Origin of the sequence: Methylobacterium variabile, assembly GCF_001043975.1 — a bacterium.
GTDB lineage: Bacteria > Pseudomonadota > Alphaproteobacteria > Rhizobiales > Beijerinckiaceae > Methylobacterium > Methylobacterium variabile.
This window is the reverse complement of record NZ_LABY01000259.1, coordinates 1-21595: the sequence shown is the minus strand read 5'-3', so window position 1 is coordinate 21595 and position 21595 is coordinate 1. Positions and strand designations below refer to the sequence as shown.

Sequence of the window (21595 nt, the reverse complement as noted above, 5' to 3'; positions counted from 1 at the left end):
GGATCCTGAGGGGTCCCCGCCGCGCTCATCCGGTCCTCGGCCGGAACGCCACCAGGGTCATGTCGTCCCGGCGCGGCTCGGGCCCGCGATGGGCCGCGAGCGCCGCCTCCAGGGCCGCCACCTGCCCGTCGAGGGGCAGGTCCCGGTGCCTGGCCAGGATCTCGGCCACGCCCCGGTGACCGAGGAGCCGCCGGGACGCCCCGCCCATCTGGTCGCTGACCCCGTCGGTCATCAGGAAGAAGGTCTGGCCGTCCGCGAGCGGGACCGCCGTCCCGGACAGCGCCTCCTCCCGGCCGGTGCGCCGGTAGCCGAGGCCGTGGCGCCGGCCCTTGATCCGCGTGACCCCGGCCCCGTCGAGGACCGTGAGGGCGAGGCCGGCGCCGGCGAAGTGCAGGATGCGGCTCGCCCGGTCGAGGACGCAGACGCCGCAATCGAGCCCGTCATCCGACCCCTCCGGCGCCTCTGCCGCCCGTCCGGCCACTTGCCCGGTCTCCTGCCGCAGCCGCGTCCGCACCACGCCGTCGAGGGCGGCGAGGATGTCGTCGGGCCGGCGCAGGCCCTGGTCGTGCAGGATGCGGTCGAGGGCGGTCGCGACGATCAGGGTCAGGAAGGCCCCCGGCACGCCGTGGCCGGTGCAGTCGGCCACCACCACGATGCAGAGGCCGTCGATCTCCTCGAGCCAGAAGTAGTCGCCCCCGACGACGTGCAGGGGCTCCCACAGCACCGCGACCTCGAGCGTGGGCCCGCGCAGCGCGCCGGGGCCCGGCAGCACCGCCTGCTGGATGCGGCTGGCGTAGCCGAGGCTCTCCATCACCAGGCCGTTCGCCTCGGCGAGGCGGGCGTGGGTGCGCTCCAGCTCGGCGAGCAGGTGGCGGGCCTCGTCGCCGCTCTTCAGGCCCTCGACCATGCGGTTGAAGGCCGAGGAGATGTCGGCGATCTCCCGGCTCGGACGCTGACGGCCGGCGAGGTCGACCGTGACCCACTCCTTGTGCTCGACCCGCCCCATGGCGGACAGGAGGCGCGTCAGCGGCGCGAGCACGTGGCGTCGCACCGCGAGCCGCAGGGCCAGCGCGAAGGCCAGCATCAGGGCCAGGCTGGCGCCCAGCACCATCACGAACTGCTTCTCGGCGTTGGCCCGCAGGGCCTCGGCCGACAGGACCAGGGTCAGGCTGCCGGCGGGCTGCCCGGGCGGGCCGGCCTCGATCTCCGACCCGACCTGGATCCGCTCGAAGCCGCGGCCCCGGGGCTCCTCGCCGAGGCGCCCGACCACGTTGCCCGCGGCGTCGCGCAGGGTCGCGACCCGGAAGGCCGGGTCGAGGGCGAGGGCCTGGAGCTGCGGGCCATGAGAGGTGGTCCAGTCCGGTCGGGCCAGCGCCCGTGCGGTCATGTCCGCCATCATCTGCGCCCGTTCGCCGGTGAGGCGGATCTGGTCGCCGTAATTGACCCAGGCGATCACCACCTGGGTCGCCAGCACCATCGCGGCGATCACCGGGAAGAGGCGCAGGAAGAGCGCGTGGGCGAGGCCGTCGAGGTTGCGGCCGCGGGCGGCGCCGCGCAGGGCGCCCGGGCGCATCGTGTCGGCGCCGCCGTCCTGCGTGGTCGGCACCTCGGCGAAGCCGAGACCGGCCAGCGCGTCGCCCCGGCGCATCGGCCCGGCGCCCCGCAGGGAGCCGCCGCGCCGCGCGCCGCCGGGCTGCGGCGCGGGGGCCAGGGTCTCGCCGCTCAAGGAGCGGCCTCCGGGCTTGGGGGTGCCCGGTGCACCCGGTTGCGGCCGCCGTGCTTGGCGGCGTAGAGCGCCGCGTCAGCCCGGCGCATCGCCGCCTCGAGGCTCTCCTCCGGCCCGGCCGCCGCGAGGCCGATGCTGACCGTGATCCCGATCGGCCCGGTCTCGGTGGCGACCGGGGTCGCCGCCACGGCGGCGCGGATGCGCTCGGCGACCGCCGCCCCGTCCTCGACGTCGGTCTCGACCAGCAGGACGGCGAATTCCTCGCCGCCGAGGCGCCCCACCGTGTCGAGGGAGCGCAGGGCGGAGCGGCAGGCGGCCACGAAGCCGACCAGAGCCGCGTCGCCGGCCGCGTGGCCGTGGCTGTCGTTGACGAGCTTGAACCGGTCGATGTCCAGCATCAGCAGGCAGGCCGTCCGGCCGCTCCGGCGCCGCCAGTCCCGGGCGCAGACCTCGAGGAAGCGCCGGCGGGCGAGCGCCCCGGTCAGCGGGTCGGTGTCGGCGAGCCGCCGCAGCTCGGCCTCCAGGCGGGCGCTGGTCTCGATCTCGCCCGAGAGGGCGGCGTTGAGGGTCTGCAGGTCGCGCTGCTGCTCGCCCAGGCGCTTGTTGGCCTTCTGCAGGTCGGCCTGCATGCGGTCGCTCAGGCGCACCAGCCGCCGCTGCTCGCGGTAGCCCCGGCGATAGGCCTCCGCCAGCACCTTCACCCCGTCCGCCACCGCGGCGAGCTGGGTCAGCATCACCTCGGTCCGGTCGAGGATCGCCTCCTCGTTGTCGAACAGGCTGAAGACGTTGCCGGGCCTGCCGGCGCCCTTACGCCCGTCCGCGTCATCGCGCCCCGGGGGCGTGTCGCCGTTCGTCACCGTCGCGTGCTCCGGAGCCGCCCTGGTCTTCATGCCGCCGTCTCCTGCACCATCTCGAACCGGGCGTGCGAGAAATCGGCCGCGAAGTCCTCGCCGGCTTCCGCGATGGACTCGTCCCCCTCGGCGTAGAGCCAGCGGATCGTCACCGGGCGGCCGTCGGCGGCGGCGTCCTCGAGGGGCATGAACAGGTTCATCAGCGCCTTGGCGCTCGACGAGTTGAAGTACGACAGCGCGACGTCGAAGGTCAGGGGGGCGCCGTCCGTCTCCAGGCACCGGCGCAGGGCCTGAAGCAGCGGGCCGTAGAAGGCAGCGGCGTCCTCGGGGTAGGACTCGCCCCGCAGGAGCAGGTGCCCGGCCTCGAAGTCGAAGTCGACCAGCGGCGAGCGGCTGGTGGCGGGAATCTGGATCCGGTCCATCGTGGCGTGCCTCAGATGAAGGCCTTGAGGCAGAAGAAGCAGCGGTCGTCGCCGCGGTCCTGGAACTCGTACTCGACCGGGGCGCTGGAGCGCCGTGCGATCTCGATCAACCCGATGCTGCCGCCGAGGCTGCCCTCGTCGGCGGGCTGGCGCAGCCGCTCGCGGTAGTACCGCTTGAGCTCCTCGCCCGACAGGCCGGCGATGTGGTCGAGCCGGGCGCGGAGCGCCGTGACGTGCTCGCCCGGCACCTCGTTGCCGCAGGCGACGAAGAAGCGCCCGCCCTCGACCCCGACCACGATCAGGCCCGCGCTGACCATGCCGCCCTCGGGAGCGCCCGGCGGCACGAGCTTGTCGGCGGAGTAGCGGATGATGTTCTGGGCCTGCTCGACGAAGACCGAGAAGACGCGCTTCGACACCGAGGCGTCGGTGGCGCCCTGCTGCATGCGCAGCTTCAGCACCTCGCCGAGGGAGAACAGCACGTTCTCGGACAGGTCGCCGCCGAACGACAGGATGATCCCGTTGCGCCGGGACGCCTCGTGGAACGCCATGAAATCTCGTGCGAGCACCGATCTCTCCCGCCCAGGGTCCGGTCGCCACCGATTCGCGCCGCCTCGGTGCCGATTCCGGCAGGCCGGCCGCCGGCCCGTCGCAGCAGAACCGAAGACCCGGATGGTGCTCGAATCCCCAACCATCGGGCACCGCCTCCGAGCCCGCATCCGGGTCGGCCGCCGACAGCATACGTCACCGAGGCTCACCAGAGTGTTACGCCTTCGACACATGAGAGACTGTAACGAAGGTCAGGACAAGTCGCTCGTTCGACGCCAGTGACCGTGCGTGTCCAGGATCTGCTTAAAATGTTTGCTGTCTGCTTCGATATTGTGCAGAAGACACGGATCGGCGGGAAGTATTTTCCCTAGGTCAGCAAGTTGACGCGTGATTCGGTCTATCGGGTCTCCCATTCCGATGCGGGCCGGGCGGCTCGGGGCGCCCCCTTGCGGGCGGAGGGCCGCGCGGGCAGCATCCGGCTCGCGGCGGAGCACGTCCGGGCATGGTCGAGATCAAGCGGCGCCGGTCCTTCGAGGCCGGGCATCGGCTCAAGTTCATGGTGCTGGTCGACGAGACGCCGGAATGCGACCGCGCGGTCCACTTCGCCGTGCGCCGGGCGGCGCGGCTCGGCGCCCGGGTGGTGATGCTGGCGGTGGCCGAGCCGCCCGAGACCATGGAGTGGCTCGGCGTCGGCGACGCCATGCGGGCCGAGGCCGAGGCCGAGACGGCGGAGCGCCTCGAGACCCTGGCGGCGGCCGCGCGGCAGGCCGCGGGCGTCGATCCCGAGCTCGTGGTGCGCACCGGCGAGCGCGCCGACGCGATCCTGAGCCAGATCGAGGCGGACGAGGACATCGCCTTCCTGGTGCTCGGCGCCGCCACCGGCGGCGACGGACCCGGGCCGCTGGTCTCCTCGATCGCCGGCCGGACCGCCGGCAGCTTCCCGGTGCCGGTGGTGATCGTGCCCGGGGGCCTGAGCGAGGCGGAGATCACCGCCCTCGCGGGATGACGCGGCACTCCATTGAGCTTTCGCGCGTTCGGGTCCACATCTTCCCGCAGGCGCGGCGCCCTCACGGGCCCGAGCGCCGTTCCCGGCCGGCCTTGAACCGGCGCAGAGAACTTTCGAGGATCACCGATGTTCATCCAGACCGAAGCCACCCCGAACCCCGCCACCCTGAAGTTCCTGCCCGGCAAGGTCGTGCTGGCCGAGGGCACCTTCGAGGCGCGGGACGAGGGAGCCGCGACTCGCTCGCCGCTCGCCCGCGCCCTGTTCGGCGTGCCGGGCGTCTCCGGCGTCTATCTCGGCCACGACTTCATCTCGGTGACCAAGGCCGAGGGCGAGCCGGGCTGGCCCCAGGTCAAGCCGGCGGTGCTCGGCGCCATCATGGAGCACTTCATGTCGGGGGCCCCGGTCCTCGAGGCCGGCGCCGCCCCCGAGGAGCCGACGGAGGAGTTCTTCGACGAGGCCGACGCCGACACCGTCGCCACCATCAAGGACCTGCTCGAAACCCGGGTGCGCCCCGCGGTGGCCGGCGACGGCGGCGACATCACCTTCCGGGGCTTTCGCGATGGCGTCGTGTTCCTCGAGATGAAGGGCGCCTGCTCGGGCTGCCCGTCCTCCACCGCCACCCTGCGCCAGGGCGTGCAGAACCTCTTCCGCCACTTCCTGCCGGACGTGCGCGAGGTCCAGGCGGTCTCGTAGGCCCCGCGCCCGCGGCGCGGCGACCGCACAGGATCGCCGCCTCCGCTGCCCGGCGGTTTCCTCCCGGGCCGCGGATGATCTAAAGGCTGAACCCGGACCGGGCCGCCCAGCACCTGCGGGGCGGTCCTTCTTGTGTTAACCTGGCGGTGCCAAGCTGAGGACCGAGCGGCGGACCGGGATACGGCCCCGCGCGGCCGACGGGATGGACCCGTCCGCGGCGACGACACCGCGGGCGCGGAAGAGGGCGGAGCCTGAGAGACGTGCGTATCCTGGCCATCGACACGGCGCTCGAGCGCTGCGCGGCCTGCATCATGGCGGACGACTCGCCCGAGCCCCTGGCCCAGGAGAGCATGGACCTCGCGCGCGGCCACGCCGAGGCGCTGCTGCCGCTCGTCGAGCGGGTGGTGGCCCGGGTCGAGGGTGGGTTCGAGAGCCTCGACCGGGTCGCCGTCACGGTCGGGCCCGGCAGCTATACCGGCCTGCGGGTCGGCCTCTCCGCCGCCAGGGCCCTGGGTCTCGCCTGCGGCATCCCGGTCGTCGGCGTCACCACCCTGTCGGCGCTCCTCGCGCCGCTGCTCGCCGCCGACGAGGATTACCTCGGCCAGGGCTACCTCCTCGCCGCCGCCATCGATGCCCGCCACGGCCACGTCTACTTCCAGGCCCTGAGCCAGGACGGCGGCATCGCGGTGCCGCCGGTCCTGCTGCCGCTGGCCGAGGCGGTGCGGCTCCTCGGCTCCGGCCCCGCGGCGCTCGCGGGCTCCGCCGCTCCGGCGGTCGCGGCCGCCGCCGCGTCGCAGGGCCTGCGCGCCGTGGTGCCGGAGGGGCACATCGCCCCGCAGATCGCCTGGGTGGCCTCCCTCGGCCTCGTTGCCGACCCGGCCCACGCCCTGCCTCGCCCTCTCTACCTGCGCGGGCCGGATGCCCAGCCGCAGGACCACATGCGCCTCGCCCGCCGCTGACGGAGCCCCCGATGAAGTGGATGCCGTTCCGCTCACCCCCGACCGCCCACGTCGCGCCGCTGACCTCGGCCGACCGGGCGGCGGACCTCGCGGCGCTGCACGCCACCGCCTTCGCGCGGCCCTGGGAGGCGGACGAGTTCGAGCGCATGCTGTGCGAGCGCGGCCACGCCGCCCACGCGCTGATGCTGGGCCCGGTCCTCGGCGGCTTCGTGCTCTCGCGGCGGGTGCTCGATGAGGCCGAGATCCTCACCATCGTGCTCGGGCCCGCCTCCCGCGGCGCCGGCCTGAGCCGCCAGCTCCTCTCGTCCCACCTCGCGACCCTCGCGGACGGGGGCGTGCGCCGGGTCCACCTCGAGGTCGACGACGGCAACGTCCCGGCCCTCGCCCTCTATCGCCGCCTCGGCTTCGCCGAGACCGGCCGGCGGGCGAGCTACTACGCCCGGCCGGACGGCAGCCGCGCCAACGCGATCATGATGCAGGCGGCGCTGGGGTAGTGCCCGTGCCCCGGACGGCGGCCGCAATTCTGACGCAAGCTGACCCTAGGGAATGTGACGGGGCGGCTGTCCTGCGCGCAGCCGCGATGGAGCCACCTCGATGCCCCGCCGCCTGTCCGCGTCGCTCGCGGTCGCGCTCTGCCTCTCCGGCCCTGCCAGGGCCCAGTCCGGCGGCGGTCCGGATCTCGATTTCCTGCTTCAGATGAGCGGCCGCGTCTCCGGGGAGGAGCTGGCGAGCCGCGTCGCCGGCGCCGGTGCCCACCCGCTCGGGAGCCGGGACAATCCGGTGCGGGTGCTCGGCCCGCACGGCGAGCGCGCCTTCCTGGCCCGGCTGCGCTGCCCGGCCGGCGACGCGCCGGCCTTCGGGCGGATCGGCTCCTTCGGCGAGGGCCCCTACGGCTCGATTCTCGACGGTTACGGCCTGCGCTGCGGCGACGGCACGAGCGCGACCGTCTACATGGATATGTATCACCCCGGCCACGACGAGCGGCAGGCGCCCGCGGGCTTCACGCTGGTGCGCTGACCGCCCAGCCCGGTGGACGGCCCGGGCCGGACTTGGTATGCCCCGCACCGAGCGCGGCCGGGCCGCGCGGCCCGCAGACCGATTCGAGCCCCGCGCCCCGCCGCCCGATCCCATGACGTACCTCGTCGCCGGCCTGCGACTCCTCGCCTACGCGCTGACCTTCGCACTCCTCGCCGGGCCGCACTGGCTCGCCCTGCGATTCGGGCGCGGCGCCCTCGCCGGCTACGCGCCGGTCTGGCTGCACCGGGTCTTCCTGCGCCTGTTCCAGGTGCGGGTCACCGTCAGCGGCACGCCGCCGGCCCCCGGGGAGGCGGCGCTCGTGCTCGCCAACCACATCTCCTGGCTCGACATCCCGGTGCTCGGGGCCCTGCGCCCGCTCTCCTTCGTGGCGAAGTCCGAGATCGCCGGCTGGCCGGTGATCGGCACGCTCGCCCGGCTGCAGCGCACGGTGTTCATCGACCGCGCGCGCAAGCGCCACACGGCGGTCGTCAACACCGAGATGAGCCGGCGCCTGCGGGCCGGCGACCTGATCGTGCTGTTCGCGGAGGGGACCACCGGCGACGGCAACCGGCTCCTGCCGTTCCGCACCTCCCTGGTGGGCGCGGCGAGGTCGGCGATCACCGAGGGCGGGCTCGACCGGGTGCGCCTCCAGCCGCTCTGCATCGCCTATACGCGGCGCCACGGCCTGCCGCTGACCCGGGCCGAGCGCCCGGACATCGCCTGGTACGGCGACATGGAGCTCGCGCCGAGCGTCAAGCTGTTCTTCGAGCGCGGGCCGATCGACGTGACGGTGACCTGGGGGGCGCCGATCGCGTTCGCGGCCGGCACCGACCGCAAGGCCGCGACGGGGCTCGCCGAGGCGTCGGTGCGCCGGGCGCTGCAGGAGGCGGTGACCGGGCGTCCGCCGGCTCCCGTTCCCGACGCGCCGAGCGTGGGCGCGCGGCCCGCCACCGCGGCCCCGCCTATTCTCATTCCGGCCGCGACGGCCTAAATGACGGAAGGGCCCGCCGCGCGCGGGCCGCCCCGCCGCATCCGATCACCTCCTCAGGGCCGGTTCGTTGAAGAAAGCGTTCGTCAAATCCTACGGCTGCCAGATGAACGTCTACGACGCGTCCCGGATGGTCGACCTGCTCGGCCGTGAGGGCTTCGTCGAGACCGGCACCGTTGAGGACGCCGACGTCGTCGTCCTCAACACCTGCCACATCCGCGAGAAGGCGGCGGAGAAGGTCTATTCCGAGCTCGGCCGCCTGCGCGTGCTGAAGGGCGAGCGGGCGGAGGCCGGCCGCGACACCACGGTGGTGGTGGCCGGCTGCGTCGCGCAGGCTGAGGGCCGTGAGATCCTCAACCGCGCGCCCGGCGTCGACGTGGTGGTGGGCCCGCAGAGCTACCACCGCCTGCCGCAGCTGCTGGCGGCGGCCAAGGACGGCCGGGTCGTCGACACCGAGTTTCCGGTCGAGGACAAGTTCGACCATCTGCCGGCCCGGCGCACCCCGGGCGTCTCCGCCTTCCTCACCGTGCAGGAGGGCTGCGACAAGTTCTGCGCCTTCTGCGTCGTGCCCTACACCCGCGGGGCGGAGGTCTCGCGGCCGGTGGCGAAGATCGTCGCCGAGGCCGAGCGGCTCGCGGCGGCCGGCGCGCGCGAGCTGACGCTGATCGGCCAGAACGTCAACGCCTTCCACGGGCCGGGGCCGGACGGGGGCGACTGGACGCTCGGGCGGCTCCTCGACCGCATCGCCGCGGTGCCCGGCATCCTGCGGCTGCGCTACACCACGAGCCACCCGCGGGACATGGACGAGGCGCTGATCGCCGCCCATCGCGACCTGCCGGCGCTGATGCCCTACCTCCACCTGCCGGTCCAGTCGGGCTCCGACCGGATCCTGGCGGCGATGAACCGCAAGCACGACGCCGACACCTACCGGCGGCTGATCGACCGGGTGCGCGCCGCGCGCCCCGACATCGCCCTGTCCTCCGACTTCATCGTCGGCTTCCCGGGCGAGACCGATGCCGATCACGCCGAGACGATGCGCCTCGTCGCCGATGTCGGCTTCGCCAGCGCCTTCTCGTTCAAGTACAGCCCGCGCCCCGGCACCCCCGCGGCGGAGAGCGCGGACGCGGTGCCGGAGGCGGTGAAGAGCGCGCGGCTGGCCGAGCTGCAGGCGCTGCTGGAGCGCCAGCGCCAGGACTTCAACCACGCTACCGTCGGGCGCGAGCTGCCGGTTCTGCTCGAGAAGGCCGGGCGCCACCCGGGCCAGGTCGCCGGCAAGTCGCCCTACCTGCAGGCGGTGCAGATCGAGGCGGACGTCGCGGCGATCGGCACGGTGGTGCCGGTGCGGATCACCCGGGCGGGCTCGAACAGCCTGTTCGGCGAGGCGGTCGGGATGCCGGTGCCGGCCGGTGCGGCCCCGGCGGCCGCGTGAGGAGCGACAGGATGCCGACGGGTGAGGTGGGTGGCCGCGGGCCGAGGGGGCGAGAGCCAGCGCGGGAGGCTGCGCGCGAGCGGGAGCTCGCCCCGCGGGCAGTCGCGGGCCTGAGCGAGGCGGCCGAGGTCGCCCTCACCTTCGACGACAACCGCCTGGCGAGCCTGGTCTTCGGCCAGTACGACCAGAACGTCGCCCATCTCGAGCGCCGCCTCGGCGTGGTGGCCACGGCGCTCGGCAACCACGTCGTGGTCAAAGGCCCGCCCGACTCGACCGAGCGGGCGCGCCGGGTGCTGGAGCTGCTCTATGCCCGCGTCCGCGACGGCGGCGGGGCGCCGCTGACCCTCGGCGACGTCGACGGGGTGATCCAGGAGAGCACGCTGCAGGGCAACCTCTTCTCCCCGGCGGAGGCGCCGGCGAACGGCGAGCGGCCGTCCTTCGACCAGATCGCCACGCGCCGCCGCGGCGCCGTGCGGGCCCGCAACGCCGCGCAGGACGCCTACATCAAGGCCCTGCGCAACCACGAGCTCGTCTTCGCCGAGGGTCCGGCCGGCACCGGCAAGACCTGGCTCGCCGTCGGCCACGCCGTCTCGCTCCTCGAGCAGGGCCACGCCGAGCGGCTGATCCTGTCGCGCCCGGCGGTCGAGGCCGGCGAGCGCCTGGGATTCCTGCCCGGCGACATGCGCGAGAAGGTCGACCCCTACCTGCGGCCGATCTACGACGCCCTCTACGACTTCATGGAGGCGCGCCACGTCGACCGCGGCCTGCAGACCGGCATGATCGAGATCGCGCCGCTCGCCTTCATGCGCGGCCGCACCCTCACCAACGCGGTGGTGCTCCTCGACGAGGCGCAGAACACCACCTCGATGCAGATGAAGATGTTCCTGACGCGGCTCGGCGAGAATTCCCGCATGATCGTCACCGGCGATCCGAGCCAGATCGACCTGCCGCCGGGCCAGAGGTCCGGCCTCGTCGAGGCGGTGCGGATCCTCGACGGGGTCGAGGGCATCGGGCGCGTCACCTTCCGGGACGTCGACGTGGTGCGCCACGACCTCGTGCGCCGAATCGTCTCGGCCTACGAGACCGACGCCCACGAGAACCGCGACGAGACGCCCCAGCGTCCGACCCCGCCCCGCCGGGGGCCGCTGCCGTGAGCGGGGACGAGGCGACCCGGGACCACGGAATCCAGGACGACGATATCGAGGGCAACGAGATCGACGTCGCGGTCGAGGATCCGCGCTGGGAGGGCGTCGCGCCTGACCTCGAGGATTTCGTCGCGAGGGCCGTCGAGGCGGCGCTGGCGATCGTGCCGCCGGACGGCCCGATCGAGATCAGCATCGTGCTCACCGACGACGCGGCCGTGCAGGAGCTGAACCGCACCTGGCGGGCGAAGGACAAGCCGACCAACGTGCTGTCCTTTCCCAACGAGCAGCCCCACGGCGGCGGGCCGCGCCTGCTCGGCGACGTGGTTCTTGCCTATGACACACTCCTGCGCGAGAGTGGGGAGCAGTCCAAGCCCCTCGGCCACCACCTCGCCCATCTCGTGGTTCATGGCACGCTGCACCTCCTCGGTCACGACCACGAACTCGGCGACGCCGAGGCCGACGCCATGGAGGCGTTGGAGGTCGCGGCGCTGCGGCGCCTCGGCGTGCCGGACCCGTACGGCGATGCGGCCGAGTGAGCCGCTGCCCTCACCCCAGACGCGAGAGACATGAGCAACGATCGAAGTCGCAGCGCCGCCGCGACCGCGCAGGTGATCCCGGACGAGGACAGTCCGGCGCGCGAACCCTGGTATGATCGCCTCCTCAACATCTTCCACCTGAAGCCGCGCGACGCCCAGCGCGACGGCCTCTCGGATGCCCTCGCCGAGGTGCAGTCCGGGGACCACCCCGTCTCCCCGGTCGAGCACGCGATGCTCAAGAACGTGCTGAGCCTCCACCGGGTGCGGGTCGACGACGTGATGATCCCCCGGGCCGACGTCGTGGCGGTGCCGATCGACACCGCCCTCGGCGACTTGCTCAAGGTCTTCCGCAGCGCGGGCCATTCCCGCCTGCCCGTCTACGGCGAGAGCCTGGACGACCCCCGCGGCATGGTCCACATCCGCGACTTCGTCGACTACATGGCGAGCCGGGCCGAGGCCGGCGGCGACCGCCTGCCCGACCTCGCCGGTGTCGACCTGAAGGCGACCCTGGCCACCACCCGCATCCTGCGCCCGGTGCTGTTCGTGCCGCCCTCGATGCCGGCGATCGACCTGCTCGCCCGGATGCAGGCCAGCCGCACCCACATGGCGCTCGTCATCGACGAGTATGGCGGCACCGACGGCCTGATCTCGATCGAGGACCTGATCGAGGTCGTGGTCGGCGACATCGAGGACGAGCACGACGTCGCCGAGGGCCACCGCGTCCTGAAGGTCGACGGCGAGAGCGAGATCTTCGTCGCCGACGCGCGGGCGAGCCTCGACGACGTCGCCGAGGCGACCGGGGTCGACCTCGCGGCGGCGGTGGGGGAGGCGGCCGAGGAGGTCGACACCCTCGGCGGCCTGATCGTCACCATCGCCGGCCGGGTGCCGGCACGGGGCGAGGTCATCGCCGTGCCGGGCGACTTCGAGGTGGAGGTGCTGGACGCCGATCCGCGGCGGATCAAGCGCCTGCGCATGCATCGCGGCCTCGCCCGGCTCACGGGGCCCGAGACGCCCCTCGCCCTGCCGCCGCCCGACAGCGAGGCCGGCGTGCGGACCGACTCCGCCGCCTGACCTTCGATCCGCGGCGCCCCGGGCGCCGCCCGCGAGCTCGCCCATGCACGACACTGGACCAAGCGGGGCGGCACTCGCCGCCCCGGCACCCTCCCTCGGCCTCGCCTCCCTGGCCCACCGCATCGCCCTGACCTCCGGCTGGACCCGCCTCGCCCTGGCCTGGCTCGCCGGGGCCTGCGGGGCGCTCGCCCAGCCGCCCTTCGGGCTCGTGCCCGCCCTCTGCGTGTCCCTGGTGCCGGCGGTCTGGCTGCTCGACGGGGCCGCCACCGCCTCCTCCCGCCTCGGCCGGCGCGCCGGCACCGCGGTGGCCGCGGGGGCGATCGGCTGGGCCTGGGGCTTCGGCTACCTCACGGCGGGCCTGTGGTGGCTCGGCGCGGCCTTCCTGGTCGAGGCCGACCAGTTCGCCTACCTGATGCCCCTCGGCGTGCTCGGCCTGCCGGCGGGGCTCGGGCTGTTCTACGGCGTCGGCTTCGCCGCGGCGCGGCTGGTCTGGTCCGCGGGCCCCGGCCGGATCGCTGCCCTGGCCTTCGGTCTTAGCGCCGCCGAGTGGCTGCGCGGGCACCTGTTCACGGGCTTCCCGTGGAACGCCCTCGGCATGGCCCTGGGCCAGAACCTCTGGCTGATGCAGGCCGCGTCGGTGATCGGCGTCTACGGCCTGACCGTTCTGGCCGTGCTCACCTGCGCCGCCCCCGCCACCCTCGCCGATGCGGGCGGGCCGGCGCGGCGGCTCGGGCCGTCCCTGGCGGCCCTCCTCCTCCTCATCGGCCTGGGAGCGGGCGGGGCGCTCCGGGTGCCGGCGGACCCGGTGCCGGAGGTGCCCGGCGTGCGCCTGCGCCTCGTCCAGGCCAACATCCCGCAGGATGCGCGCTTCAACCCGCGCAACCGCGACGGCATCCTCGAGCGCTACCTCGGCCTGAGCGACAGCGCCACTGCGCCGGACCGGCGCGGCCTCCACGACGTCACCCACCTGATCTGGCCGGAATCCTCGTTCCCGTTCCTGATCCAGCGCGATCCCCAGGCCCTGCGGCGGATCGGCGGCGCGCTGCCCCCCGGCACGCTCCTCGTCACCGGCGCCGCCCGGGCCGACGAGCCGCTGCCGGGCGAGCGCCTGCGCTTCTATAATTCCATCCTGATGATCGGGCAGGACGGCTTCACGGGCGGGCGCTACGACAAGCTCCACCTCGTGCCGTTCGGCGAGTACCTGCCTGGCCCGGTCGACAGCCTGCTGCGCGCCCTCGGGCTGAAGCAGTTCGTGGCGGTGCCGGGAGGCTTCACGGCGGGTGAGGCCTCCGAGCGGCCCCCGCTCGCGGTGCCGGGCCTGCCGCCGGTCGCGCCCTCGATCTGCTACGAGGCGATCTTCCCCGGGGCCGTGGCCTCGCGCCGCGAGCGCCCCGGCCTCCTGCTCAACGTCACCAACGACGGCTGGTTCGGCGACACGCCGGGCCCCCGCCAGCACTTCGCCCAGGCCCGTCTGCGCGCCGTAGAGGAAGGCGTTCCCCTGGTGCGGGCCGCGAACACCGGCATCAGTGCAGTGGTCGATCCCTACGGCCGGGTGACCGGGATGCTGCCGGTCGGCGCCGAGGGCGTGCTCGATCGCAATCTCCCGACAAACCTTAGGGAAACCACGCCCTACGTACGATTCGGCGATGTTTTTTTTACGATAATGCTTCTAGGATGTCTCGCGCTGGCCCTTGCCGCGCGCCACCGTCGCGCGTCCCCACCGCCGCGCGGAGCGTCAATGTGAAGAAGGCCCCGGACCCGGTTGATCGTCACGTCGGGCATCGCGTGCGCATCCGACGGCTCCTCGTCGGTGTGAGCCAGGAGAAGCTGGGTGACGCCCTCGGCGTGACGTTTCAGCAGATCCAGAAGTACGAGAAGGGCACCAACCGGATCAGCGCGAGCCGCCTGCGCCAGATCGCCGACGTGCTGGGCGTGCCGGTGAGCTTCTTCTACGAGGGGGCCCCGCGCCAGGAGGGGCCGCAGACCGACGACCTGCCCGTCGAGCCCGCCACCGATCTCGCCGCCCACGACGTGTTCTGGACCAGCCAGGACCTGCAGCTGGTGCGCGCCTTCCAGCGCATCGGCGACAGCCAGTTGCGCCGCCGCATCATCAACCTGGTCGAGGCGATCGGCGCCAGCGCCGGGCCGTCCGACACGGCGGAGTGACCGCCCGCCGGATGCAGGGTTGCAAAAGTTCCGGTCCCCACCGCTCCGGCATCGCTGTATGACGCCCCTGGCGCGCGGGCACGCGCGGCGGGATCGCGCGGATAGGCGCGACAAGGGGGGATGCCGGTGCGGACAATCGAACGGGACTCGGGCGCCGGGAGCGCCCGGGCGGAGAGGGCGGCCGCGCCGGGCTTCCATCCGGTCCTGATCGGCCTCGGGCTGATGCTGGTGGCCTTCAATCTCCGGCCGGCCCTGTCGAGCATCGGTCCGCTCCTGCCGGGGATCCGGGCGGGGACCGGCCTGTCGGGTGCCCTCGCCGGCGCCCTCGTCACCCTGCCGGTCCTGTGCCTCGGGGTGTTCGGCCGCCTCGCGCCGGTGCTGGTGCGGCGCATCGGGCCGGATGCCGGGGTGCTGGTGGGCCTCGTGGTGCTGGCGCTCGGCCTTGTCCTGCGCGGCCTCGGCGGATTGCCGCTGCTCTTCCTCGGCTCGGTGGTCGCCGCCGCGGCGATCGGGATCGTCGGCGTCATCCTGCCCGGCATCGTCAAGCGCGACTTTCCCGACCGGGCCGGGCTGATGACCGGCCTCTACACCGCGCTGCTGTGCCTCGGGGCGGCTGCGGGGGCCGGCTTCACGGTGCCCCTGCGCCAGGGCCTCGGCCTCGGCTGGGAGGGAGCCCTGATGCTGTGGGCCGCGCCCGCGCTCGTCGCGGCCGCGGCTTGGCTGCCCTTCGCGCGCGCGCGGCCGATCCCGAACGCCGCGGCCGCGCAACCGGGCGGGGGGCTGTGGCGCGATCCCCTCGCCTGGCAGGTCACCGCCTTCATGGGCCTGCAATCGTCCCTGGCCTACATCGTGTTCGGCTGGCTGCCGGCCGCCCTGGTCGACCGCGGCTTCGACATCGTGGCGGCCGGCCTCGTCGCCTCGGTCTCGGCCCTGGCGCAGGGCGTGCTCGCCCTCCTGGTGCCGACGCTCGCGGCGCGCCGGCCGGACCAGCGGCCCTGGGTGATCCTGGTGATCGCCCTGCCGCTCGTCGGCTTCACCGGGCTCCTGGTCGGGCCGATCGCCCTCGCCTGGGGCTTCGCCCTGCTGCTCGGCCTCGGGCTCGGCGGCTGCTTCGGCCTCGCCCTGACGCTCATCGTGCTGCGCGCCGGCGACCCCCGCGCCGCCGCCGAGCTCTCAGCCATGGCGCAGGGCGTCGGCTACTGCGTGGCGGCCCTCGGGCCATTCCTGGTCGGGGTCGTGCACGAGGTCAGCGGCGGCTGGGGCCTGCCGGCGGCGCTCTACGCGGGCCTCTGCCTCGCGGCCGCGGGCTTCGGCCTGATGGCTGCCCGCGACCGCACCGTGCGGATCTGACGTCGCGGCGCCATCGAACGAGCTCGTTCGATGGCGCCGGCCCAGCCCGAAGGGGCGCCGGCGCCGATGCGCCGAACGCTTTTATGATGCGACCGGGGTCAGTTGCTGCGCAGCAGCGCCTCGAGCACCTTCGCCCCGGGCCGGCCGGTCTGCGGCATGCCGAGCCGCCGCTCGATGTCCTTGATCGCCTCGCGGGTCTTGGAGCCGACCCGGCCGTCGGGCTCGCCGACGTCGTAGCCGCGGGCGGCCAGCGCGCTCTGCAGGCTGCGGCGCTCGGCCCGGGACAGCGGCGGGTCGTCGGTCGGCCAGGCAGTCTGGACGCCGGCCTTGCCGCGCAGGCGGTCCGACAGGACCGCGATGGCGAGGCCGTAGGACTCGGCGGCGTTGTAGGAGTAGATCGCGTCGAAGTTCTTCGTCACCAGGAAGGCCGGCCCGTTGGCGCCGGCGGGCGCCAGGATGCCGACCGGTCCTTCGGCGGAGAGGGGCCGACCGTCGAGCCGGGTCACGCCGAGCGACGCCCAGTGCGCCACCGGCTTCTTGTTCTTGCGGCCTGCCGCCGCGACGTTGAAGCCGGAGGGGAGCCGCACCTCGTAGCCCCAGGGCTGGCCGTTGTGCCACTTGGCGACGCGCAGGAAGTTGGCGGTGGAGCCGACCGCGTCCGGCACCGAATCGACCACGTCGCGCCGCCCGTCGCCGTCGAGGTCGACCGCGAGGCGGTGGTAGGTGGTCGGCATGAACTGGGTCTGCCCGAAGGCGCCGGCCCAGGAGCCGGTCAGGCGCTCGGGCGCGATGTCGCCCTTCGCGATGATCTTGAGGGTGGCGATCAGCTCGCCCTTGAAGAAGTCGCGCCGGCGGGTGCCGCCGCAGGCGAGCGTCGCGAGCGACTGCACCAGCGGCATCTTGCCGAGGTTCTTGCCGAAATTCGACTCGACGCCCCACACCGCCGCGATGGTGTAGCGGTCGACGCCGTAGCGTGCCTCGGCCTGGGCGAGCGCGCTCGCGTGCTGGCGCATGGCGGCGCGGCCGTCATCGACCCGCTCGTCGTCGACGAGGGCGGCCATGTAGTCCCAGATCGGCGTCTTGAACTCGGGCTGGGCCTGGGACAGCTCGATCACCTTGTCGTCGAAGGTGATGCCGGCCGTGGCGGCCTGGAACGCCGCCGGCGACACGCCGGCCGCCGCCGCCTCCTGTCCGATGCCGGCGAGGCAGGAGCGGAAATCCGCCAGCGCCGCCCCCGGCAGGCCGAGGCCGGCGAGGCAGAGCAGGGTGGCGGCCTTGAGGGTCGCGCGCCGCGTCATGAGCAGAAGTCTCTCCCGTTTCCCCGATCCAAGCACCCGAATGGGGCGTCATCAGGGTTAAGGAAGTCCTGATGAATTCGGAGGCCGGCGGGCGGTCCGCCGCGGCGAACCGCCCTCGGGCAGCGCGGGATTATTCTTCGGAGACGACCGTTGGCGCCTTCAGGCCCAGGGTCGCTCGGCGAGCTTCTGCTCGTAGGCGTCGATCGCCGGCGCCTTCTCGAGGGTCAGGCCGATGTCGTCGAGCCCGTTGAGCAGGTTGTGCTTGCGGGTGGGATCGATGTCGAAGTGCAGGGTGCCGCCGTCCGGTCCCTTGATGACCTGGTTCTCGAGGTCGATCGTCAGCGTGGCGTTGGCGCCGCGATTCGCGTCGTCGAGGAGCTTCTCCAGGTCCTCGGGCTTCACCGTGATCAGCAGGATGCCGTTCTTGGCGCTGTTGTTGAAGAAGATGTCGGCGAAGCTCGTCGAGATGATGCAGCGGATGCCGAAATCGGCGAGCGCCCAGGGGGCGTGCTCGCGCGACGAGCCGCAGCCGAAATTGTCGCCGGCGACCAGGATCTTGGCGTTGCGGTAGGCCGGCTGGTTGAGGACGAAGTCGGGGTTCTCCGAGCCGTCGTCGCGGTAGCGCATCTCGGAGAAGAGGCCCTTGCCGAGGCCGGTGCGCTTGATCGTCTTGAGGTACTGCTTGGGGATGATGCGGTCGGTGTCGACGTTGACGATCGGCAGCGGCGCCGCGACGCCCTCCAGAACGGTGAACTTTTCCATTGATGCTTCGTCCGAGATGCGCGCCGCGCGAAGGACCCTCGCGCGGCGCCAGTTCGGAGGTGTTCTAGCAAGTCGCCCGTTCGGCGGGAAGCGCGCGTCAGCGCGAGCAGGGTCGCGTTACCGCGACCCCGACAGCTCCAGCACGTCGTCGAACGTCCGCAGGCCCGCCCGCGGCGAGTTCACCAGCACCGCCATGTTGCCGGGCGCGTGCTGGTTCTTCCACATCTTGGTGTGGGCCTCCGGAATCTTGTCCCAGGGGAACAGCTCGCTCATGCAGGGGTCGACCTGGCGGTCGATGACGAACTGGTTGGCGGCCGCCGCCTGCTTCAGGTGGGCGAAGTGCGAGCCCTGGATGCGCTTCTGCCGCATCCAGACGTAGCGGGCGTCGAAGGTGATGTTGAAGCCGGTCGTGCCGGCGCAGAACACCACCATGCCGCCGCGCTTCACCACCAGCGCCGAGACCGGGAAGGTCGCCTCGCCCGGGTGCTCGAACACGATGTCGACGTCGTTGCCCTTGCCGGTGATGTCCCAGATCGCCTTGCCGAACTTGCGGGCTTCCTTGGTCCACTCGTTGAACTCGGGCGAGTTCACCTTGGGCAGCTGGCCCCAGCAGTTGAAGTCCTTGCGGTTGATGACGCCCTTGGCGCCCAGGCTCATGACGTAGTCGCGCTTCGACTCGTCGGAGATCACCGCGATGGGGTTGGCGCCGGCAGCCGCGCAGAGCTGCACGCCGAACACGCCGAGGCCGCCCGAGGCGCCCCAGATCAGCACGTTCTGCCCCGGCTTGATCGTGTGCGGCGCGTGGCCGAACAGCATCCGGTAGGCGGTGGCGAGCGTCAGCGTGTAGCAGGCGCTCTCCTCCCAGGTCAGGTGCTGGGGCCGGCGCATCAGCTGGCGCGACTGCACCCGGCAGAACTGGCCGAAGGAGCCGTCCGGCGTCTCGTAGCCCCAGATGCGCTGGGACGGCGAGAACATCGGGTCGCCGCCGTTGCACTCCTCGTCGTCGCCGTCGTCCTGGTTGCAGTGGACGATGACCTCGTCGCCGACCTTCCAGCGCTTCACCTTGGCGCCGACCGCCCAGACGATGCCCGAGGCGTCCGAGCCGGCGACGTGGAAGTCGGCCTTGTGGACGTCGAACGGCGAGATCGGCTCGCCGAGGCCGGCCCAGACGCCGTTGTAGTTGACGCCGGCGGCCATCACGAGGACGAGCACCTCGTCGTCGCCGATCGACCAGGTCGGCAGGACCTCGATCTGCATCGACTGCTCGGGCGGCCCGTGCCGTTCGCGCCGGATCGCCCAGGCGTACATCTTCGACGGGACGTGGCCGAGCGGCGGAATCTCGCCGATCTCGTAGAGGTCCTTCAAGAGACCCTTCCCCTGGGACTGACCCTTCGCCACCGGTTCCAGCGCGGCGCTCGCTGCCATCGCGGACCCTCCCTTGAAATATTGCACTGCACCGTGGATCCTAGCGTCGTTCCAAGGGGGCTCCAATAGCCCATTTGGCGACGGGGCCGACTTGTCGGCCTCAAGGTCAGGATGACGGTTAGACCGGGCACGGCTACGATCCGGGCACGGGCGGGGCGGATCCCGCCGACGTGCCGGCAACGAGGGGCGAGGGCGCACATGGGCGAACCGGAGGTCAAGCGCGACAAGCCGTGGATCATCCGCACCTATGCGGGGCATTCGACGGCGGCGGAATCGAACGCGCTCTATCGCGGCAACCTCGCCAAGGGGCAGACCGGCCTCTCGGTCGCCTTCGACCTGCCGACGCAGACCGGCTACGATCCCGACCACGAGCTCGCCCGCGGCGAGGTCGGCAAGGTCGGCGTCTCGATCGCGCATCTCGGCGACATGCGGACCCTGTTTCAGGACATCCCGCTCGCCCAGATGAACACCTCGATGACCATCAACGCCACGGCGCCGTGGCTGCTGGCGCTCTACCTCGCGGTGGCCGAGGAGCAGGGGGCGCCGTTCTCGGCCCTCCAGGGCACGACCCAGAACGACATCATCAAGGAGTACCTGTCGCGGGGCACCTACGTCTTTCCGCCCGGCCCGTCGCTGCGGCTCACCAAGGACGTGATCCTGTTCACGACGAGCCAGGTTCCGAAGTGGAACCCGATGAACGTCTGCTCCTACCACCTGCAGGAGGCGGGGGCGACGCCGGTCCAGGAGCTGTCCTACGCGCTGGCGGTGGCCATCGCGGTCCTCGACACGGTGCGGGACGACCCCGCCTTCGACGAGGCGAGCTTCGCCGATGTGGTCGGGCGGATCTCGTTCTTCGTCAATGCGGGGCTGCGCTTCGTCACCGAGATCTGCAAGATGCGGGCGTTCTGCGACCTGTGGGACGAGATCACCCGCGACCGCTACGGCATCGACGATCCGAGGAAGCGCATCTTCCGCTACGGCGTGCAGGTCAACTCGCTCGGCCTCACCGAGCAGCAGCCCGAGAACAACGTCCACCGCATCCTGATCGAGATGCTGGCCGTCACCCTCTCGAAGCGCGCCCGCGCCCGCGCCGTGCAGCTGCCGGCCTGGAACGAGGCGCTCGGCCTGCCGCGTCCCTGGGACCAGCAATGGTCGATGCGGATGCAGCAGATCCTCGCCTTCGAGACGGATCTCCTCGAGTACGACGACATCTTCGACGGCTCGGTCGCCATCGACGCCAAGGTCGAGGCGCTGAAGACACAGACCCGGGCGGAGCTCGCCCGCATCGGCGCGCTCGGCGGCGCGGTCGCGGCGATCGAGACCGGGACGATGAAGCGGGCGCTGGTCGAGTCGAACGCCAAGCGCATCGCCGCGATCGAGCGCGGCGAGCAGGTCGTGGTCGGCGTCAACAAGTTCCAGAATGGCGAGCCCTCGCCCCTCACCGCCGGCGACGGGGCGATCTTCACCGTCTCCGAGACGGTCGAGATGGAGGCGCAGGGCCGCATCAGGGCCTGGCGCGCCCAGCGCGACGGGGCCGCGGTCGAGGCGGCGCTCGCCGAGCTCGAGGCGGCGGCGCGCGAGGGCCGCAACGTGATGCCGGCCTCGATCGCCTGCGCCAAGGCCGGCGTCACCACCGGCGAGTGGGGCGAGCGCCTGCGCCAGGTCTTCGGCGAGTACCGCGCCCCCACCGGCGTGACCCCGGAGACCGTCACCTCGGGGGCGGCCGAGGAGGCGCGGCTGCTCGTCGCCGATCTCGGCGAGCGGCTGGGCGAGGCGCCGAAGCTCGTCGTCGGCAAGCCCGGCCTCGACGGGCACTCGAACGGCGCCGAGCAGATCGCGCTGCGCGCCCGCGACGTCGGCTTCGACGTGACCTACGACGGCATCCGCCAGACCCCGGCCGAGATCGTCGCCAAGGCCCGCGAGCGCAACGCCCACATCATCGGCCTGTCGATCCTGTCGGGCTCGCACGTGCCGCTGGTGCGCGAGGTCCGGGCGCGCCTGCGCCAGGAAGGGCTCGACCACATCCCGGTCGTCGTCGGCGGCATCATCTCGCCCGAGGACGAGCTGGTGCTCAAGAACATGGGCGTCGCCGCGATCTACACCCCGAAGGACTACGCCCTCGACACGATCATGGTCGGCCTCGCCAAGGTGGTCGAGCGCGCCATCGCCCGGCGCGAGGCGGAGGACGCGGCGCCGCGTCGGGAA

At 72.8% G+C, this 21595-nt stretch carries 21 protein-coding genes; 14 read left to right on the top strand and 7 right to left on the bottom strand.

What is annotated here, in order from left to right; translation table 11 throughout:
- Positions 1-25 precede the first annotated feature (25 nt).
- From VQ02_RS29905 to VQ02_RS29890, 4 genes are read right to left on the bottom strand one after another with little or no spacing between them, the layout of a single operon-like run.
- Entirely contained in the window at positions 26-1726 is a 1701-nt protein-coding gene (locus VQ02_RS29905; RefSeq protein WP_245239897.1) for a SpoIIE family protein phosphatase, read from the bottom strand.
- On the bottom strand, positions 1723-2616 hold the full coding sequence (locus tag VQ02_RS29900; protein WP_083469533.1) for a GGDEF domain-containing protein: 894 nt from the start codon (positions 2614-2616) through the stop codon (positions 1723-1725). The genes VQ02_RS29905 and VQ02_RS29900 overlap by 4 nt, the downstream gene beginning before the upstream one ends.
- Positions 2613-2999, bottom strand: a complete 387-nt coding sequence (locus tag VQ02_RS29895) for a DUF1987 domain-containing protein (RefSeq protein WP_048447889.1) — start codon at positions 2997-2999, stop codon at positions 2613-2615. Before VQ02_RS29895 ends, VQ02_RS29900 begins: the two co-directional genes overlap by 4 nt.
- An 11-nt stretch (positions 3000-3010) precedes the next feature.
- Positions 3011-3565: a SiaB family protein kinase gene (locus VQ02_RS29890; RefSeq protein WP_053080605.1), complete on the bottom strand. Its 555-nt coding sequence runs from the start codon at positions 3563-3565 to the stop codon at positions 3011-3013.
- A gap of 482 nt (positions 3566-4047) precedes the next feature.
- Between VQ02_RS29890 and VQ02_RS29885 the strand changes: the two genes are divergently transcribed.
- From VQ02_RS29885 to VQ02_RS29825, 13 genes are all read left to right on the top strand, one after another.
- Positions 4048-4551, top strand: coding sequence for a universal stress protein (locus tag VQ02_RS29885; RefSeq protein WP_048447887.1), 504 nt, complete (start codon positions 4048-4050; stop codon positions 4549-4551).
- A gap of 126 nt (positions 4552-4677) precedes the next feature.
- Entirely contained in the window at positions 4678-5244 is a 567-nt protein-coding gene (locus tag VQ02_RS29880) for a NifU family protein (RefSeq protein ID WP_048447886.1), read from the top strand.
- A 260-nt stretch (positions 5245-5504) separates the two neighbouring features.
- The gene (tsaB, locus tag VQ02_RS29875; protein WP_048447885.1) at positions 5505-6203 is read left to right on the top strand and encodes a tRNA (adenosine(37)-N6)-threonylcarbamoyltransferase complex dimerization subunit type 1 TsaB; all 699 of its coding nucleotides are present in this window, start codon (positions 5505-5507) and stop codon (positions 6201-6203) included.
- An 11-nt stretch (positions 6204-6214) separates the two neighbouring features.
- Positions 6215-6697 carry a GNAT family N-acetyltransferase gene (locus tag VQ02_RS29870; protein ID WP_048447884.1) on the top strand — a complete coding sequence of 161 codons (483 nt, stop codon included), beginning with the start codon at positions 6215-6217 and terminating at the stop codon, positions 6695-6697.
- A 100-nt stretch (positions 6698-6797) separates the two neighbouring features.
- Positions 6798-7220: a hypothetical protein gene (locus VQ02_RS34985; RefSeq protein ID WP_053080604.1), complete on the top strand. Its 423-nt coding sequence runs from the start codon at positions 6798-6800 to the stop codon at positions 7218-7220.
- 112 nt (positions 7221-7332) lie between these two features.
- Positions 7333-8211, top strand: coding sequence for a lysophospholipid acyltransferase family protein (locus tag VQ02_RS29860; protein ID WP_048447901.1), 879 nt, complete (start codon positions 7333-7335; stop codon positions 8209-8211).
- Between the two features lie 67 nt (positions 8212-8278).
- Positions 8279-9637: a tRNA (N6-isopentenyl adenosine(37)-C2)-methylthiotransferase MiaB gene (miaB, locus tag VQ02_RS29855; RefSeq protein ID WP_048447883.1), complete on the top strand. Its 1359-nt coding sequence runs from the start codon at positions 8279-8281 to the stop codon at positions 9635-9637.
- An 11-nt stretch (positions 9638-9648) separates the two neighbouring features.
- The gene (locus VQ02_RS29850) at positions 9649-10791 is read left to right on the top strand and encodes a PhoH family protein (protein WP_048447882.1); all 1143 of its coding nucleotides are present in this window, start codon (positions 9649-9651) and stop codon (positions 10789-10791) included.
- Between the two features lie 44 nt (positions 10792-10835).
- Positions 10836-11318 carry an rRNA maturation RNase YbeY gene (ybeY, locus tag VQ02_RS29845; RefSeq protein WP_048447900.1) on the top strand — a complete coding sequence of 161 codons (483 nt, stop codon included), beginning with the start codon at positions 10836-10838 and terminating at the stop codon, positions 11316-11318.
- A 30-nt stretch (positions 11319-11348) separates the two neighbouring features.
- On the top strand, positions 11349-12389 hold the full coding sequence (locus VQ02_RS29840; protein ID WP_048447881.1) for a hemolysin family protein: 1041 nt from the start codon (positions 11349-11351) through the stop codon (positions 12387-12389).
- Positions 12390-12432: 43 nt separating this feature from the next.
- Positions 12433-14133: an apolipoprotein N-acyltransferase gene (gene lnt / locus VQ02_RS29835; protein ID WP_048447880.1), complete on the top strand. Its 1701-nt coding sequence runs from the start codon at positions 12433-12435 to the stop codon at positions 14131-14133.
- Positions 14130-14555, top strand: a complete 426-nt coding sequence (locus VQ02_RS29830; protein ID WP_048447879.1) for a helix-turn-helix domain-containing protein — start codon at positions 14130-14132, stop codon at positions 14553-14555. Before lnt ends, VQ02_RS29830 begins: the two co-directional genes overlap by 4 nt.
- 126 nt (positions 14556-14681) lie before the next feature.
- Positions 14682-15905 carry an MFS transporter gene (locus VQ02_RS29825; protein ID WP_048447899.1) on the top strand — a complete coding sequence of 408 codons (1224 nt, stop codon included), beginning with the start codon at positions 14682-14684 and terminating at the stop codon, positions 15903-15905.
- A gap of 98 nt (positions 15906-16003) precedes the next feature.
- On the opposite strand, the gene VQ02_RS29820 is transcribed toward VQ02_RS29825, so the two are convergent.
- The 3 genes from VQ02_RS29820 to ccrA all read right to left on the bottom strand — a co-directional run bounded on the left by VQ02_RS29820 (position 16004) and on the right by ccrA (position 19390).
- A complete protein-coding gene (locus VQ02_RS29820) occupies positions 16004-17203 on the bottom strand; it encodes a lytic murein transglycosylase (protein WP_048447878.1) in 1200 nt (399 codons plus the stop codon).
- Between the two features lie 159 nt (positions 17204-17362).
- Complete coding sequence (gene leuD / locus VQ02_RS29815; protein ID WP_048447877.1) at positions 17363-17965, bottom strand: 3-isopropylmalate dehydratase small subunit; 603 nt, start codon at positions 17963-17965, stop codon at positions 17363-17365.
- Positions 17966-18082: 117 nt separating this feature from the next.
- The gene (gene ccrA, locus VQ02_RS29810; RefSeq protein ID WP_048447876.1) at positions 18083-19390 is read right to left on the bottom strand and encodes a crotonyl-CoA carboxylase/reductase; all 1308 of its coding nucleotides are present in this window, start codon (positions 19388-19390) and stop codon (positions 18083-18085) included.
- Positions 19391-19588: 198 nt separating this feature from the next.
- Here ccrA and VQ02_RS29805 point away from each other — a divergent pair.
- A partial coding sequence (locus tag VQ02_RS29805) for a protein meaA (RefSeq protein WP_048447875.1) occupies positions 19589-21595 on the top strand: 2007 nt, incomplete at its 3' end.

Excerpts from the sequence above, each read along its gene's own strand:
- VQ02_RS29820 (WP_048447878.1), bottom strand. The coding sequence starts at position 17,203 with ATGACGCGGCGCGCGACCCTCAAGGCCGCCACCCTGCTCTGCCTCGCC.
- leuD (WP_048447877.1), bottom strand. The coding sequence starts at position 17,965 with ATGGAAAAGTTCACCGTTCTGGAGGGCGTCGCGGCGCCGCTGCCGATC.
- VQ02_RS29885 (WP_048447887.1), top strand. The coding sequence starts at position 4,048 with ATGGTCGAGATCAAGCGGCGCCGGTCCTTCGAGGCCGGGCATCGGCTC.
- VQ02_RS29860 (WP_048447901.1), top strand. The coding sequence starts at position 7,333 with ATGACGTACCTCGTCGCCGGCCTGCGACTCCTCGCCTACGCGCTGACC.
- VQ02_RS29880 (WP_048447886.1), top strand. The coding sequence starts at position 4,678 with ATGTTCATCCAGACCGAAGCCACCCCGAACCCCGCCACCCTGAAGTTC.
- VQ02_RS29850 (WP_048447882.1), top strand. The coding sequence starts at position 9,649 with ATGCCGACGGGTGAGGTGGGTGGCCGCGGGCCGAGGGGGCGAGAGCCA.
- ccrA (WP_048447876.1), bottom strand. The coding sequence starts at position 19,390 with ATGGCAGCGAGCGCCGCGCTGGAACCGGTGGCGAAGGGTCAGTCCCAG.
- VQ02_RS29895 (WP_048447889.1), bottom strand. The coding sequence starts at position 2,999 with ATGGACCGGATCCAGATTCCCGCCACCAGCCGCTCGCCGCTGGTCGAC.
- VQ02_RS34985 (WP_053080604.1), top strand. The coding sequence starts at position 6,798 with ATGCCCCGCCGCCTGTCCGCGTCGCTCGCGGTCGCGCTCTGCCTCTCC.
- lnt (WP_048447880.1), top strand. The coding sequence starts at position 12,433 with ATGCACGACACTGGACCAAGCGGGGCGGCACTCGCCGCCCCGGCACCC.
- VQ02_RS29840 (WP_048447881.1), top strand. The coding sequence starts at position 11,349 with ATGAGCAACGATCGAAGTCGCAGCGCCGCCGCGACCGCGCAGGTGATC.
- VQ02_RS29900 (WP_083469533.1), bottom strand. The coding sequence starts at position 2,616 with ATGAAGACCAGGGCGGCTCCGGAGCACGCGACGGTGACGAACGGCGAC.
- VQ02_RS29870 (WP_048447884.1), top strand. The coding sequence starts at position 6,215 with ATGAAGTGGATGCCGTTCCGCTCACCCCCGACCGCCCACGTCGCGCCG.